Below are 17016 nucleotides of genomic sequence, written 5' to 3' on the forward strand. Positions count from 1 at the left end.
GAGTTAATTGAAAGTGGTAGAATTTATAAATGTCAGTAAAAGATATCCGAATGGAACTGTTGCATTAAGGGGCATTAACTTAAAAATAAATAAGGGTGATTTTGCTTTCATTATAGGTTCAAGTGGTTCTGGAAAGTCAACTTTGCTCAAACTTCTAATGAAAGAAGAAAATGCAACAGAGGGAGAGGTAATAGTAAACGGATATCAGCTGTCTACCCTGCAGCACAAACAAATTCCATATTTGCGTCGTGGTATGGGTATGGTATTTCAGGATTTTAGACTTCTTCCCAATAAAACTGTTTATGAAAATGTTGCATTTGCAATGGAAATAACAGAATGTGTTCCAAAGGAAATTAGAAGGCAGGTGCCTATGTCGCTTGCGCTAGTTGGTTTGAGCAGAAAAGCTAATGCATACCCGCATCAACTTTCAGGTGGAGAGCAGCAACGTGTTGCCATTGCAAGAGCTTTAGTAAATAGTCCGGCTTTACTAATTGCAGATGAACCTACAGGAAATTTAGACCCTGAGAATTCATGGGAAATTGTAAAACTTTTAACAGAGGTTAATCAACGTGGCACTACCGTTGTTGTTGCTACCCATGAAAAGAGTATCGTTGATGCTATGAAGAAAAGAGTAATAGCCATTGATAAAGGACATATTGTAAGAGATCAACAGAAAGGGCTTTACGGGGATGAAGATACGGAGTATAAAATATATTCTTAAAACAAGTATTATAAATGCCTCTAGAAATAGATTGATGTCACTTGCGTCTATTAGTGTAATAAGTGCAGCTTTGATTTTATTTGGGGTGTTTTATTTAATATTAGTAAATCTAAACTATAATATAGATATATTATCGCAGCAACCAACAATGCAGGTGTTTTGTCTGCCAGAATTAACTGATGAACAGGTTAATGCAGTACAAATAGAAGTTTCTAGTAATAGTAATGTAGATGACATTACGGTTGTATCCAAAAAAGAAGCCTTTGAGCAACTAAAGAAATACCTTGCTGACAATAAAGCAGAAGAAGGCGGATCAGATATTTTAGCAGGATATGATGAGAGTTTTTTAAATGTTTCTTTTATTGTTAAGTTAAAAAACCCTGAAAATAGCGAACAGGTGGCAGAAGAGTTTCTTTCGCTTCCGGGTGTAGACAATGTTGAATATTCTCAAAAGACTATTGATGCAATTCAAAACGTATCAAATTGGGTCAAGATAATTAGTTTGATTTTAATTGGTTTATTATTGCTGATATCTTTGTTTATTATATCTAATACCATTAAACTTACGGTTTTTGCAAGACGTAAGGAAATTAATATTATGAAGTACATTGGTGCTACAGATTGGTTTATAAGGTGGCCTTTTATTTACGAAGGTATTATAATTGGAATTATAGGAGCAATAATTGCATTTGTGTTGGTTGCATATATATACAGTCTCGCTGAACCTTTGCTAAGTCATGATTTAGCAGACTTTGGCGGTGGTTTTGCTACAGTAAAGTTTGGAACTGTGTGGAGCACATTGGCGTTAATTTATGCAGGAATAAGTGCAGTTATTGGTGCGTCTGGAAGTGCTATGTCAATTAGAAAGCATCTTAAAGTATAGTAATATAGTAAGGTTAAATAAGCTTTGTGAAGTAATTTCTTGCTGACGTGGGGGCGTTGTAAGAAATATAAATATTTTTACAAAAGATGATAATTTTGTGGGAGGGTTAATTTATGAAGAAAAGACTATCTATAGTGATGCTGGCTATATTCATATTTTCAAGCATTATTATACCGGTCAATGCAGGTACCACTTTAGAAAATGCAAAGAACCAGCAAAAGCAAGTCAATAGTAAGATTAATCAGCTGGCAAAAGAGAAAAAGGCTTTAGAAAACGAGATAAAGAAAAAGAGCGCTGATATTCAAAAGCTTCAGGCTGATGCAGAAAAAACCCAGAGTGCAGCGAAACAAAGGGCAAAAGAGATTTCAAAGGTTAACGCTGATATTGAACTTATTAATAAAGAAATAGATGCTATAGAAAAGGAATTTGAATATAAAAATGAACTATTTAAAACAAGAATGAGGGTTATGTACCAAAATATGAACAAGTCTCCTTTGGAATTGTTCATTGAGTCAAAAAGCTTTAGCGAGTTTTTCTCTAGAGTTGAGTTAATGTCTCTGATTAAGAAAAATGATGAGAAGTTAATTAAAGAAATTGCCTTAGGCAAAGAAAAAACTGAAATAAAAAAGCAAGAAAAGATTAATGAGTTAGAACAGAAAGAGATGCAATTAGAGAAGCTTAACGCAAAGGTTTCTGATATAAAGACCTCAAGAGCAGAAATAGAATCAGAGATAGAGGCACAGAAATCCAGACTGAAGGAAGCTGAGAAAAAAGAAGATGAAATGATAGCCTTATCAAAGGAACTTGAGAGCAAAATAGCTCAATTACAGGATAAAAATACCAAATATGCGGGCGGTGTTATGAAGTGGCCTACTCCTGGCTATACTGGTATATCATCTCCATACGGCTATAGAATTCATCCAATATACAAGGTAAAGAAATTCCATGCAGGTATTGACATCAACGCTCCTTCAGGTGCAAAGATTGTTGCAGCAAACAGCGGAAAGGTTATTTTATCTGGCTGGAATGGAGGATATGGAAATTGTATAATAATTGACCATGGAGATGGTATAGCAACATTATATGGTCACCAAAGTACTCTGCTTGTAAGCGAAGGAGATACTGTAAAAAAGGGTGATACCATAGGAAAGGTTGGAAGTACTGGATTATCAACTGGACCGCATTTACATTTTGAAGTGAGAGTGAATGGTGCTACAAAACAGCCATTAGATTACTTTACTTAATGATTAAGATATGATTAACTCAGATAAAATTAAGCCCGCATAAAAAAATGCGGGTTTATTATTGCAATTTAAAGCATATCAATATATATGACGAGGCAAAAAATGTTTCCCAATTTTATTTAAGTGACGAGTATCACTTTATTATTAAAACGTGAGAATATCATCAGCCTCGATGAAATACCGGTAATGTAATGAAATTTTTCTACAGTCGAAAAATTTTATTCTGATGCAAGGTATTATAACGAGGCAAAAATATCCTTCACTTCTATAAGAGATGGATACCGCTTTTGGTTCTGAGCAGTTAGAATAATTGCAGCCTCCATGAAATACCACTAATGTAATGAAATTTTTCTACAACCGAAAAACTAAATTTGTATTTAGGTATTATAATTTTTATTCTTGCATTAAAATTATAGGTAACAAAGTTTGAAAATAAGAGGTGAGTTATTATGGATTTTGATAACAAAGAAGTTAATTCCAAATATCCAATAAATATTATTGTTACTACAGCTTTAATTTCTTTTACAGTATGTGCACTGATTTTTACGGGTCTAAGTTATTTTACAGGCAGTTATTCCTTAGCATTTGAAAAAAGCAGTGTTACTAGAGAAACCATCAAAAAATTCAATGATGCTAGAAGTATTCTTCAAAATAGATATTATGAGGAAATTGACGCAAATAAGCTTGTAGAAGGTGCAATATCAGGTATGACCGATTCTCTTAAGGATCCTTATACTGTTTATTATGATAAGGAGCAAATGAAATGGTTTATGGATATGCAAAAAAATACAGAAAATGAGTATGTTGGTATTGGATTACCGATAATTCTTGATGAGAACGGAATAGCAACTGTATTAGAACCCTTTGATGATTCACCTGCTAAAGCGGCTGGAATAAAACAAGGAGACAAAATAATTAAAATTGATGGAAAAGACGTAACCAGTATTAAAGACGATGCTCTTATAGCAAGTATGATAAAAGGTGAAGAAAATACAGAGGCTGTATTAACAATATATAGGCAATCTCACCACAGTACAATGGATGTAACAGTTGTTCGAAAAAAAATAGTTGCAAAGCTAAATATTAGAGGCGAAATGCTAGAAAACAATATAGCATATATAAAATTAAAAATGTTTGATGAAAACATAAGCAAGAATTTTATAAATCAAGTAAATAAATTGGTTGATGAGGGTGCACAGTCGTTAATAATCGATGTTAGAGACAATCCTGGCGGTTTATACAATGAAGTGGTGGCATTAGCAGACAGAATACTGCCGAAAGGAACTATTGTATATACTGAAGATAGAAATGGTAAAAAAGAGATTGAAACTTCTGATGACACATCACTAGATATACCTATTGTTGTCTTAATTAACGGAAATAGTGCTAGTGCATCTGAAATTCTTGCTGGTGCAATCAAGGACTTTAAAAAAGGAACACTTATCGGAACAAAGACCTTTGGAAAAGGATTAGTACAATCTACCTACGGCTTTGAAGATGGCACAGGTTTAAAAGTGACAATAGCAAGATATTTTACCCCCTCAGGTGTATGTATTCACGGAGAGGGTATAAAGCCCGATATTGAAGTAAAACTTGATGACAAGTATAAAGATACGTCTGTATCAGCAATTCCACGAGAAGACGATTTACAGCTTCAGGAGGCCATTAAATTGCTTTCGGGTAAATAACCTCAATATGAATTTTTTGATAAACATGCAAACTAGTAGCAGGGTGTTAAAAAATAAGTGCTTGACTAAGTTTATTATGGTTTATAATTGTGATTATGGGATATTTATTAAATAAGAGATTATATAATTACTTAAAATATGTTGGTTTGCTGAATAAGAATAATTTGTGATTTTAAGTATAGCGTTATTTCACATATAAATTGGTTAGAAACATACATGAATTAGTTGTTCAGATGAACAGTTTTTAATCTTTTACAACAGAAAGTATATTTCTCAACCCAAATATAGAACTCTAATGCAAGCAGCAATTGCAATCACAAATTCATCTCAAATATTTTAGAAAAATTTGAAAATTCTAAGGTATAATTTTTCATTTTCAGCCGCATAATACCAATAGATGTTATTTTCTCATGGCAGTTAAAAAGTTAATTATAATTTCAGCTGAAAAACTGATTTTATAAACAGAACGTTACTTTTATAGTAGGTTTGATAACTCAAACTAATTATATTAAGCGCTTGATAGAATTCAGACGTAGTTTCAAAAAATATTATTTTGATTTAAGTGTGTTTGAATGAATAAATTAGGTTTCTTCAGCTTATTGTAATTAACTTAAATTTCCTGCTAAAAGTTTTAAATGATCAAATTTGTCAAAGGAAAGACGGGTTAAAAGCAATTGATGGGATATGTTATTAATTATGTTGTACAATTATTTTTAAAGTCTTTGATAATTTGAGCACAAAATTTTATATGAGAAAACCTAAACATTAACTTTTAACTCTCAAAATTACTTAAAAATTTGGATTATGAGGCTATAACTGTGGAAAATTTAATTATTAAGGAGGTGTCTAGTCTATGTCATTTGGCTTTGTAGTACTTTACAAAATAGGACATAGACAAAAATGATGAATGAAAATGAAAAGGTAAAATATGAAATTGCTCGTGAACTTGGTTTGATAGATAAGGTAATGAAGGATGGTTGGAAAAGCTTAAGCCCAAAAGAAACAGGGCGTATTGGAGGATTAGTAAATAAGAGAAAGAAGGCGCAGATGCAAGAAAGCCAGCAGATATAGATTGCTGGCTTTTTTAATACTCTATACTACTCTATATAGATAAACACAAAAATTAGTTTATAAGTAAGTATCTATTTATGGACTATTTACATTGTAAAATGCTTAGTGTGAGAAAGATAAGAATCATAAGTATTTTTAGTATATATTTATTTTTGAAAAAATGCTAATATAGAACAGGCAAAAATGAATATCACAAACTAGAATAATATGCTGTATTTATTGATATTGAAGCAGCAATAATAAAGGGATTGTATACCTTGTAAATTTGACAGGATAAGGATGTGAGTGTTATATATAATAATTTTGCGTATGTGTATGATGAATTGACTCGAGACATCGATTATAGAAAGTGGGCGGACTATGTAGAAAGGCTCATGAAAAAGCATCAAGTAAATGGCTCAATGATACTAGAACTAGGATGTGGGACAGGCAGTTTTGGTATAGAAATGGCTAGACGCGGATATGAGATGATTTGCTTGGATTTATCTACAGAGATGTTGGACTGCGCTAATGAAAAAGCTAAAAAAGAAGGTCTTGATATATTGTTTTTGAATCAGGATATGTGTAATTTTGAACTATATGGTACGGTAGATGTAATTGTTTGCTTGCTTGATAGTTTTAACTACTTAACGAAAGAAACTCAAATCCAGAAATTATTTAAATTGGTTCAAAATTATTTAAATCCAAACGGACTTTTTATTTTTGATGTTAATACATGTTACAAATTTGAAAATATCCTCTCAGATAATTTATTTTATGAGATAGGTGATAATGTTACATATCTTTGGGAAAATGAGTACAATAGTAAAACAAAAATAGCTAGGTTTGATTTAACTTTTTTTGTAAGACAGGATATGCTTTATGAAAGATTTGATGAGACACATTTTGAAAGGGCATATTCACATGATGAAATAATGAAGTTTATTAATAATTCAGATTTGAAATTTTTAGCTGTTTATAATGAATTAAAATTATCAAAACCTTCTGAAAAGAGTCAAAGAAATTTTTATGTTTGCAAAAAGGTTAAAAGTTAAATCATTACATTATATTTACAGGAGTAATTTGTTGAAAAAGACGAAAAAATATATTATAGCGATTACATGATACGCAGTTCTTTGTAGCAATATGTACAGCAAAAATAAATATCATTTGACAGTTTGCAAGATATGTGATAAACTTCTATATGTTGTTAAATGAACGCGATCATATCGCGCAATAAGTTTAGTTATATTTCAGGAGGAATTGATCGATGGAAAAGGGAAGAGTTAAATGGTTTAATGCTGAAAAAGGCTTTGGATTTATCGAAAGAGATGGCGGAAATGACGTATTTGTACATTTTTCAGCAATCTCAATGGATGGATACAAAACACTTGAGGAAGGCTCAGAAGTACTTTTTGAAGTTGTTGAAGGAGCTAAAGGTCCTCAGGCTGCAAACGTTCAGAGAGCATAATATTTGCTTTAACTATATACTGAAGTAGCCATTAATACCCCGATATATTATATATATCGGGGTTTTCAATATTTTAGAGAAATACTATAATTAAACTTAAATAAAAGCATATGAAAACGTTTCGTAAATTTTAACTAAATTTGTGTTAGAATAATACTTTCAATGCATTAAAGTTTCATCTATTTGTATGAAGCTTGAATAATATTAAATAGTTATTAAGGTCATGTGTGAAGTAAGTTTAAGTGTAGCATTAATAACTATCGATTCTCCGCTGACAGAATATTTATTTTGTGACGAGACAGGCTTTTAGGTTTAAAGGTTAAAAGATATGTTGAAAGATATGTTGAAAGATATAAAGGAATAGAAAAGGAGGGACCAAGCCCATATTATTTCTACTCGGGGAATGCATTTTTCCTCAATTTTTATGATAAATATAGGGCATGGGTATATATATGAATGACTACATTGTAAGAGTGACTGCAGCTGAAGGAACAGTACGTGCTTTTGCTTCAGTATCGACAGAACTTGTGGAAAAAGCTAGACAAATACACGGACTTTCGCCAATAGCTACATCCGCATTAGGTAGGACGCTTACAGCGGCTGGAATGATGTCAAAAATGTTAAAGGGCGATAAAGATAAGCTTACAATTCAAATTAAGGGTGATGGGCCTCTTGGAGGCATTGTGGTTGCATCAGACTCAAAAGCTAATGTTAGGGGATATGTTCATAACCCTAGTGTTGATTTGCCATTAACTGAACGTGGTAAATTAGATATAAGAACAGCTGTGGGCTATGGACATATAAATGTTATCAAGGATATGGGCTTAAAAGAACCATATGTGGGATTTTCTGATTTGGTTTCTGGTGAAATAGCTGATGATTTAACATACTATTTTGCTACTTCTGAACAAGTGCCATCAACGGTATCATTAGGAGTATTGGTGGATGCAAGTGGTGTTAAATGTGCAGGTGGCTTTATAATTCAGCTTATGCCAGGAACAGAAGAGGAGGTAATTGAGAAGCTAGAGGAGAGGTTAATAGGATTTCCTCCTATATCAAAGCTATTGTCAGAGGGAACTACTCCAGAAGAGATTTTAGAGCGTTTACTAGATGGAATGGATCCAAAAGTTATTGAAAAAGTACCTTGCAGCTTTACTTGCACCTGTTCAAGAGATAGGATGGAAAGAAATTTGATTAGTATTGGAAAAGATGACTTGCTTGAAATACTTGAAGATGGTAAGGGTGCAGAACTTCATTGCCATTTTTGTAATACAAAATATAACTTCACTCACAATGATATAGAAAAGCTAGTTATGGAGATTCAGAATAAGAAATAAAATGTAATATTTTTAGATTTTTGAAGCATTATGGAGTATTATAACGTAAGATAAAAATAATTTTTAAAAAAGCTAAAAAAAGGTGTTGACTTTATTAACATTGTCTTGTATACTATCAATTGTCGCTCACGGAGTTAAGCCTTGGGAGCTTAGCTCAGCTGGGAGAGCATCTGCCTTACAAGCAGAGGGTCATAGGTTCGAGCCCTATAGTTCCCACCAAACTCCGTGAAAGACATACAAATTGGCCCGGTAGTTCAGTTGGTTAGAATGCCAGCCTGTCACGCTGGAGGTCGACGGTTCGAGCCCGTTCCGGGTCGCCAATTTGCCCAGATAGCTCAGTCGGTAGAGCAGGGGACTGAAAATCCCCGTGTCGCTGGTTCGATTCCGGCTCTGGGCACCAATACTAAATTGAAAAAACAAGGAATACAATGAAAGCCACTGTTGAGTACTCAGACTTTATATTAACAAATGAAGAGTACAGAACAGGATACATATCAAAGTAAACCGAAAGTTTTTGCAATTTACATGCGGGTTTAACTCAGTGGTAGAGTGTCACCTTGCCAAGGTGAAAGTCGAGAGTTCGAATCTCTTAACCCGCTCCAAACTAAGAGGCAGATTGCAAATGTAGTCTGTCTCAATTTAACGGCGCTATAGCCAAGTGGTAAGGCCAAGGTCTGCAAAACCTTTATTCCCCGGTTCAAATCCGGGTGGCGCCTCCATGAAAAGTACTTAGTTGAAAAAGCTAAGTACTTTTTTTATTCACAAAATGTATTAGGATTTGAACCTGTTCAATATCCGGGTGGCGCCTCCATGAAAAGTACTTAGTTGAAAAAGCTAAGTACTTTTTTTATTCACAAAATGTATTAGGATTTGAACCTGTTCAATATCCGGGTGGCGCCTCCATGAAAAGTACTTAGTTGAAAAAGCTAAATACTTTTTTTATTCACAAAATGTATTAGGATTTGAACCTGTTCAATATCCGGGTGGCGCCTCCAAAATAAAAGCACTTAGTCCCTAAACTCCCGCAAAATTATACTATACAGTTATAGATGAAAGCCAGGCAGGTAAACCATCCGTGGGCAGTCCGCAGGCAATAAGAAGACTAAATGCTTTTTGGTGCGCCAAACTCCCAATATTCTTAATTTATTTTTGCTTTAATCTAAATTCTCTACCTTCATAAATTCTAAAAGGATTGCCCCTTTCGAGAGTATTATGCTGTATCCACAGCTTTTTTTTATGAGCTGTGAAGCTTTCAGTATTTTTTTCTTCGATAAGCATTGATAACCTGCTTAATGCCAGTTTTTTGTTCATATACTGTGAACGTTCTTCACTAGCTGTTACAGTCAGCCCTGTAGGGATATGTACTGCTCTGACGGCCGTTTCCACTTTATTGACGTTTTGCCCTCCTGGACCAGAACTTCTCATTGATTCAAACCTTACATCCTTTTCAAAAAAGTTAAGTTTGTCAGGATTCTTAAACACCTCAATATTAATGAACCAATTCTTTCTTTTGTGATTAGGACGGTACGGGCTATTGCAAATCCAAAGAATTGTGCCGCTAATAATTTCATTATATGCATTTGCCGAGTGATTTTCATTGCTCGGCCTAATACTTATGTGTTCATTGCCTTCCAGGGATAATAGTGCCGATTTTAGATTACCTGATATATGTCCTAGTACAGCATCAATAACGGTAGCTTTTATATTGTTTTTCTTGCATTCTTTTTTGCATGACTCTAGAAAAAGGCTTACTGCAAGTTCGCACTCATCAGGACCTTTTCCAGAACTTATTTGTATCCACATAAATCCTCCATTTTAAAAAGTGATATACTTATAGAGTTATCGTCCGATATCATCAGAAATTTAGGCGATAATAAATTGCCTGTATCAATTGTTTTTATAAGTTAATATGGGCTTAAAGGTTGCAATCACCTTTATTAAGCCAAAGTCCAATAAGCTTTGAATTACTGTATCAATATTCTTATAAGCTTCTGGAGCTTCTTCGAAAAGAAGATTATTATCATTACAAATAACTCTGCCTTTAAATTTGGTATATTTGATTGTTTCCTTTGTGTATTTGTTTTCAAGCCTTGACTTGCACATGCTTCGTTCACATTTTCGTCCGGCACCGTGTGCCAATGAATAGCCTGATATGCAGGTGTTATCAGATGGCATGACCAGATAAGTAAGAGAGCCTCTAGAACCTGGTATTACTACTGCTCCTGCATCGCTAGGTGAAGCACCTTTCCTGTGAATATACAGCAATTTGTTATCACATTCTTTAATACTCACACTATTATGGGAACTGTCAACTAACTTAATAGTATGTGTGTTTATTCCAAGTGCCCTAAGAATTCTGTATGCTATTAGTTCTCTATTAATGGCAGCCCAGAAGATAGCATTATCGTGTTTTGAAAGATATTCTTTGGCTGCAGAAGAAGTTGATTGCAGACCATTTTGGGCTTCATAAAGCTTTATGCTTTCATCTAGGATTGTCTGGCCGTATCCTCGAGAGCCGCTGTGAACCAGAAGCATAATTTGTTTTTTATCAAAGCCAAGGTGACTGAAGGTTTCTTCATCAAATACAGATTCTGTTTCTTGCAGTTCTGCAAAATGATTGCCGCCACCTATAGTGCCAAGACTTGAACCTAATGGGGAAGAAATACTTTTTTCATATTCTGGTGCTTGCAATAAAACTTCTTCTAGATTCTCAGAATTTTTTGACTTGTTCATAAGGCCTAGAGAATTCTGATTATTTCTTGCTTGATTTATTTCCTTTAAAAGCATTTCATCAAAATTCACATTATTTATTCCTTTTGATAATTTTGATATAAGCCTTTCAAGTTTTAGTTTTCTTTTTTCAAGGTCTGTCATGAACATTGCCATTCCGCAGCCAATATCATTACCTATCAGATGAGGATAAATAATATTCTCGGTAATAATTGCTGCTCCAACAGGAGTCTTTCCTGGGTGGAGGTCAGGTAAGCCAATTGCTTTTACAACACCGGGCAGTTTGCTAACAGATTTAAGCTGTTCAACGGCAGCATGCACTAGCCAATTTTTATCAGATGAAATGATTGTTATATTACTCATATATATTTGTTTTCTCCTATTCTAAATATAAGCTATTTTAAATATAATCTTTAATCCCAAAAGGGCATAAAAATACCGTGATACAGTAACCACGGCTCTTTTTTACAACAATAAAAAAACACGATAACCTATCGTGAATTCTGTTAATTGAATATTTGTTTTATATCAGGCGAAGGCTACATTAAAATTTGACCTCAAAAAGCATGCTGAAAAAAAGAGACTAGTTTGCCTCCCACGATACTTTTTGGTCCAATATTAAATTATAAATTAAATACCTCATAATATATTATTGTTGTCATTTTCAACACTCCTTCCCGTGTAGCTTGGGCGAGCAGATTATGTAAGTCAGCCGCCAGCCACCTAATTGATTAATAAATAATCTTACCATTCCATAATATGCCTAGACAAAACCATAAGTCAATATATGTAATTAAATTGAAATATTATTATATCCATAATGTAACAGCCTAAAATATAGGCCTTTATCATAGGCAAGTGCAATATATCTATTACTGGCTCCTGAAATTGACGCTGAAAAAATTGCGGTGAAGAACAAGCACTTCCGCCGACCTTATAAACAAGGTATCCTGTATCGGGTCAATATTCACAGCTGCTGACTGCTGCTGTGTCGGCTGCATTACTTGTCCTTCACCTAATATTTACAATATCAATTTCTACCTGCACTTTGCAATTAGATAAATATAGCTATTTCGTTTTTTATTGCTATAATAAATAGGTATACATAAAATGTTGTTTTCCAACAAACAGTTTAAAAAGTTAATCAAAACAAATGAGATTCAATTAAAATGAAGTAATTATACCTAACAAATAGCTTTTTAGTGCTGCAAAGTCAATAGCATTGACAGAGCCATCTTTATTAACATCAGCAAGAACTAATTGCTCTTGAGTGAGAGTAGTTGAACCTAGAAGATACATTTTTAATGCAGCAAAATCGACAGAATCAATATTGCCGTCTTTGTTAATGTCTCCTAAAGAGAAAGTTGGTATTTGAGGCTCAGCGCCTGAAGGTTCACCATATACAATACCTCTTCCGTTGGTTGCAACAAAGACACGTCCATAAACTCTTAAATCTCCAGTAATAGAATAATTTATCGAGCCATACTGGTGCTGGTCATCATTTACTCTTACCCAGCTTTTAGCCATATCATCTGAGCGGTAAACTGCATATAGACCGTCTGTTTCACCGCACATATATATTGCAAGATAATTTCCTCCATCTTTAGCCTTTCCGAAGCCAATAACATCACATCTGGTAGGACCATTAACTTTATTTATTGTTTTTCCGCCGTCAGTGGTATAGGAAAGACCAGTTGTTGGACCAGGAATCCAAACATGACCTTCTTTACCTGGAACGGCTTTAATCTTAGCAGTAGGGGACTCAAGACCTGTTTGTACTGCAGTAAATGTAAGTCCTCCATCATTACTTACATAGAAAGTGCTGTCTGCATATGCATAGAATACTTTTGGATTAACTCTATCTGAGCAAACATCTGCACCTGCAGGCAGAGTACTAACAGCTTTCCAGCCACCGTTTACATAGCATATAACTCCCTGGCTTGTACTAGGTGACCAAACAAAGGTAGAACCGTCAGCAGACATTGCAACAGTACCACCCTGCACTATATCGTCTGGATTTGTAGCAGGGAAAGTATAGCTTACATTTGGATGTGCTTCAGTCCATGTCTTTCCGCCATCTTTTGATATAGCAACACTCTTTTTAATCATCTCATATTGCTCTTTATCAATATTACCTACTCTTACCATCATATTTGGATTAAGTTCTGCATAATCCATACCAGTAGTACTTGTAAATGTAGGGTTTGTCATCATGCAGTCAGGTCCTTTTTGAAGGTCTTCATGAACAAAACCGCATATATCACCAACACCGCTTATTAATTCTACACCGTCAATAGGTGGGCACATAAGGCTTAAAACTGCTGTCTGCTCTATTCCAATTCCCATAACTTCAATATTTACATATTTACCTTTATCCCAGTCAGTTAAGTTCTTTGTACCGTAGACGGTAGCACCTGTACCGTACATCATTTCATCTGAGTCAAAAGGATTAATTTCTATATCGCCAATCATCCAACCCAGCTTTGGTGTAGGGCTGTCTACTATTTCATTACCAGATACTAGACCTCCTGATGCAGCGTTTACTTTTTTACCCCAGGAGAGCCAAGGTGCTTTCGAAATATCCATTGTATATTTTAGATTTCTTGAAGGCCATGAATCACCAAACTCCCATATAGCATCCCAAGTAGCTCCAGCATCAGTAGAACGGTAAATGTTATCATCAGGCCACCATGACTCTAATGTTGTTACAATTAGTGTGTCTGGATTTTGTGCGTCAACGCTTAAACCAGCAAATCCATAGTAATTTTCGTATTTAGGAGAACCGTCCCAGTTTTTCCCTGAAGGAGGTGTTATATCTGTCCAAACACCTGTATTTGTATCATATTTGTAAACTGCACCATCTTGACACTGATATGGTCCGCCTCTATCACCATATGTTACATATAAAATTCCGTTACCGCTGATAACTCCATGGTATGGAATTCCTATTGTCAAAGCATCTTGGTTATGTCGCGTAAATGTAGCTTCTGTAGGCTGACCTTCAACAGGACTCCATGTTTTTCCGGCATCATGACTTACATAAAGTGGATTCTTTTTATCAGCAACTCCTACATAAATATCCTGTGTAGGTGTGCCTTTAGTTCCTTTGGCAGAATCAAAGGTTACAAAACACAGACCTAAATTATCAGATGTATATTCAAAATTTGGGTCTTCAACATAGTTTCCTACGTTTGTAAAGCTAGTTACTTTTGCCCATGTTTTACCGTAGTCTGTACTTTTCCATAATCCATTTCCACTTCTTGCAGCAAAATATAGTATGTTATTGCTGTTAGGATCTATCATTAAGCGCTCACCAACTGAACGCCCAGGCATATTTCCGCCAAATTTGAAAGGTAGTTCAGTTCTTTCCCATGTTTTGCCGTAGTCATCAGAACGTAAGATATATCCGTTCATTGAAGTCCAGCTATTTGTATATGTACCAGCCGCAATGTAAACTCTGTTTGTTTCAACAGGATCTGTAGCTATACTTTCACATCCAAGTAAATTCCATTCATCAGGTGAAACCCAATCAGTAATAGGCTCCCACTCTAATGTCTGCTTATTTCTAATATATGCTCCTCCCATATCAGTTCTAGCATAAACAAGACCTTCTTCACTTGGATTATAGATAATTCCGCAGACAAATCCTCCTCCACCTTCGATTGTTACATTATCCCATTTGTATGGAACACTTGTTGCTCCATTTGCGCATAAATTTGGTGTTATTATGGATGTACACGTAAAAATAATAACTAAAGATAGAATTATTATTTTTCTGATATTTCTAATCTTCATATGATTAACCTCCTACATTTCTACTTAATTCATCACTTATATTTGAGTGATAGTATTAATATAGCTATAATGCTCATTAAACGCTGTTAATAAGTCAAATTTTCTGTATTTTTAGTTTAATTAATACTATTCACATAAACTAAGTGAAAACTGTTAAAAATTCACAGTAGATATTTTTATAAAATTAGACCTTTTATGACTTGAAATATAAAGCTATTGGTAAAGCTAGTCCCCCCCTTCAATCAATTTTGAATTTTTAGCTAGTGGAAATTATACTGATATTCCTCCTTTCATTTTGAAGATGTTTATATACTTTAAGTGTATTACTTAAACAGTAAACAAGGTACTGCAATAATTACATAGTATTTACTGTAATAATTGCATAGTAATTACTGTAAAATTACATAGTGACAAAATTTCCTTTCAAAGATGCAGAACCATTAAGGTGCAAAGATATTTTCTATAGCTGATAAAAAAATATAAGATAAAACAATCTGTCCTTAAAATCGACTTTAATATAGATATAGCAACAATAAGCTTCTTATAAGTAATATTATACAATTTTTTGCTAAATTCGGCATGAAAAAAATGTAGAAAAGCAAAGAGAATGTTGGAGGAGTTTATTTGAAATGCTAATGTACGATATATTCTAAATTTAGCTGATATTAATTTACTTTGTTAATGATTATTTCAAAAACCAATAATTAAATATATAATAGATAATATATTACGAGATTAAGGCAGAATCAATTAATAGGAGTAAGCAAATGATATTAAATGAATTACTGAATAAAATAGTACCTTTAGATACAGAATCAATGAGAAATGCTCAAATTAGGTTAGATAGTCTTACAAAACCACTTGGAAGTCTAGGTAAGCTTGAAGATATTGTAGTAAAGCTGTCAGGTATAAATTGTTCTTCTGCTCCAAAGGTTGATAATAAAGCAATTGTTGTGATGTGTGCTGATAATGGTGTTGTTGAGGAAGGTGTCAGTTCGTGCCCTAAAAGTGTTACCGCATCTGTTACTTGTAATTTTACTAGGGGTATAACTGCGTTAAATGTATTTTCGAGACTCACACAGTCAAAGGTGGTAGTTGTAGATATTGGGGTTGATGCTGATATTCAAAATGATGCAATTGTAAGCAGGAAAATCCGAAAAGGTACTTGGAATATGGTAAAGGGTGCTGCTATGACGGAAGAGGAAGCAATTAAAGGGATTATGACTGGAATTGAGATTGTAAAGGATTTAAAAGAGGAAGGAGTAAATCTTTTAGGCACTGGTGAAATGGGTATCGGTAACACATCAACAAGTAGTGCAATCACAGCCGTTTTTACTGGTGAACCAGTTGAAAGGTTGGTTGGAGTTGGATCTGGACTTTCAAAAGCAGCTTACATAAATAAAATAGAGGTAATCAAAAGGGCAATTGAAATAAATAAGCCCGATGCTAATAATCCAATAGATGTGCTTGCAAAGGTTGGAGGATTTGATATTGCAGGACTTACAGGTTGCTTTTTAGGGGCTGCAATATACAGAATACCAATTGTAATTGATGGCTTTATATCAGCTGCTGCGGCATTAACTGCAATTCGTATAAATCCAAAAGCAAGAGAGTATATGTTTACATCCCATGGTTCTGCAGAACCAGGAGCTGAAATTGTTATGAAAGCCATCAATATGGAACCAATGCTGAATCTGAATATGAGAGTAGGAGAAGGAACAGGAGCTGCTTTAGGTTTTCAAATTATTGACGCGGCTATGGCAGCATATACTCAGATGGGAACTTTTGCTGATGCTCAAATTGAGCAGTATGTGCCTCAAGAGTAGTTTTAATTATTAATGGAATTATGATTTTGATAAAACACTTACATTTGACAAGGCGTTAGTTAAGTAGTATTCTGTTTATACTAATTAGCATTAAAAATGGGGTATCACTTATTGTAGTGTGCCACTTCTCAATTGATATAAAAATTCCTCTATTTTATATACGAAATAGTATTATATTGGCATTATCTAGTGGCCTAGTTTTATAAAGAGAGAGCAAAAGATGAATTTGATATTAAATTATATTATTTATAAGGGAGGTACTGTTCCGTGT

At 34.1% G+C, this 17016-nt stretch carries 12 protein-coding genes and 5 tRNA genes; 14 read left to right on the forward strand and 3 right to left on the reverse strand.

Features of this window, described 5'->3' with window-relative positions; genetic code table 11:
• Positions 1–13 precede the first annotated feature (13 nt).
• The 13 genes from ftsE (at position 14) to EHE19_RS03125 (ending at position 9113) form a co-directional block, all read left to right on the forward strand.
• Positions 14–721: a cell division ATP-binding protein FtsE gene (gene ftsE, locus EHE19_RS03065; protein WP_137697560.1), complete on the forward strand. Its 708-nt coding sequence runs from the start codon at positions 14–16 to the stop codon at positions 719–721.
• On the forward strand, positions 690–1604 hold the full coding sequence (ftsX, locus tag EHE19_RS03070; RefSeq protein WP_137697561.1) for a permease-like cell division protein FtsX: 915 nt from the start codon (positions 690–692) through the stop codon (positions 1602–1604). The genes ftsE and ftsX overlap by 32 nt, the downstream gene beginning before the upstream one ends.
• Before the next feature lie 113 nt (positions 1605–1717).
• A complete protein-coding gene (locus EHE19_RS03075; protein ID WP_137697562.1) occupies positions 1718–2848 on the forward strand; it encodes a murein hydrolase activator EnvC family protein in 1131 nt (376 codons plus the stop codon).
• Positions 2849–3297: 449 nt separating this feature from the next.
• On the forward strand, positions 3298–4536 hold the full coding sequence (locus EHE19_RS03080; protein WP_137697563.1) for a S41 family peptidase: 1239 nt from the start codon (positions 3298–3300) through the stop codon (positions 4534–4536).
• Positions 4537–5439: 903 nt separating this feature from the next.
• Positions 5440–5607 carry an alpha/beta-type small acid-soluble spore protein gene (locus EHE19_RS03085; protein WP_137697648.1) on the forward strand — a complete coding sequence of 56 codons (168 nt, stop codon included), beginning with the start codon at positions 5440–5442 and terminating at the stop codon, positions 5605–5607.
• Between the two features lie 281 nt (positions 5608–5888).
• On the forward strand, positions 5889–6641 hold the full coding sequence (locus EHE19_RS03090) for a class I SAM-dependent DNA methyltransferase (RefSeq protein WP_244648324.1): 753 nt from the start codon (positions 5889–5891) through the stop codon (positions 6639–6641).
• 215 nt (positions 6642–6856) lie between these two features.
• Positions 6857–7057 (forward strand): cold-shock protein, encoded by a 201-nt coding sequence (locus EHE19_RS03095; RefSeq protein ID WP_137697564.1) that lies wholly within the window; start codon positions 6857–6859, stop codon positions 7055–7057.
• 452 nt (positions 7058–7509) lie between these two features.
• Positions 7510–8394: an Hsp33 family molecular chaperone HslO gene (hslO, locus tag EHE19_RS03100; protein WP_137697565.1), complete on the forward strand. Its 885-nt coding sequence runs from the start codon at positions 7510–7512 to the stop codon at positions 8392–8394.
• Positions 8395–8537: 143 nt separating this feature from the next.
• Positions 8538–8613, forward strand: a tRNA-Val gene (locus EHE19_RS03105).
• Between the two features lie 24 nt (positions 8614–8637).
• A tRNA-Asp gene (locus tag EHE19_RS03110) sits at positions 8638–8714 on the forward strand.
• Positions 8715–8718: 4 nt separating this feature from the next.
• Positions 8719–8794: transfer RNA gene (locus tag EHE19_RS03115), tRNA-Phe, on the forward strand.
• A 127-nt stretch (positions 8795–8921) separates the two neighbouring features.
• Positions 8922–8996: transfer RNA gene (locus EHE19_RS03120), tRNA-Gly, on the forward strand.
• Between the two features lie 42 nt (positions 8997–9038).
• Positions 9039–9113 (forward strand) — tRNA-Cys (locus tag EHE19_RS03125).
• 424 nt (positions 9114–9537) lie between these two features.
• Here EHE19_RS03125 and prfH read toward each other — a convergent pair.
• From prfH to EHE19_RS03140, 3 genes are all read right to left on the reverse strand, one after another.
• Positions 9538–10197: a peptide chain release factor H gene (gene prfH / locus EHE19_RS03130; protein ID WP_137697566.1), complete on the reverse strand. Its 660-nt coding sequence runs from the start codon at positions 10195–10197 to the stop codon at positions 9538–9540.
• 84 nt (positions 10198–10281) lie between these two features.
• Positions 10282–11487, reverse strand: coding sequence for an RNA ligase RtcB family protein (locus EHE19_RS03135; RefSeq protein ID WP_137697567.1), 1206 nt, complete (start codon positions 11485–11487; stop codon positions 10282–10284).
• A gap of 801 nt (positions 11488–12288) precedes the next feature.
• Positions 12289–14919, reverse strand: coding sequence for a VPS10 domain-containing protein (locus EHE19_RS03140; protein ID WP_137697568.1), 2631 nt, complete (start codon positions 14917–14919; stop codon positions 12289–12291).
• A 767-nt stretch (positions 14920–15686) separates the two neighbouring features.
• On the opposite strand from EHE19_RS03140, the gene cobT reads away from it, so the two are divergent.
• Positions 15687–16745 carry a nicotinate-nucleotide--dimethylbenzimidazole phosphoribosyltransferase gene (gene cobT / locus EHE19_RS03145; RefSeq protein ID WP_137697569.1) on the forward strand — a complete coding sequence of 353 codons (1059 nt, stop codon included), beginning with the start codon at positions 15687–15689 and terminating at the stop codon, positions 16743–16745.
• Positions 16746–17016 lie beyond the last annotated feature (271 nt).

The organism is Ruminiclostridium herbifermentans (assembly GCF_005473905.2).
Lineage (GTDB): Bacteria > Bacillota > Clostridia > Acetivibrionales > DSM-1351 > Ruminiclostridium > Ruminiclostridium herbifermentans.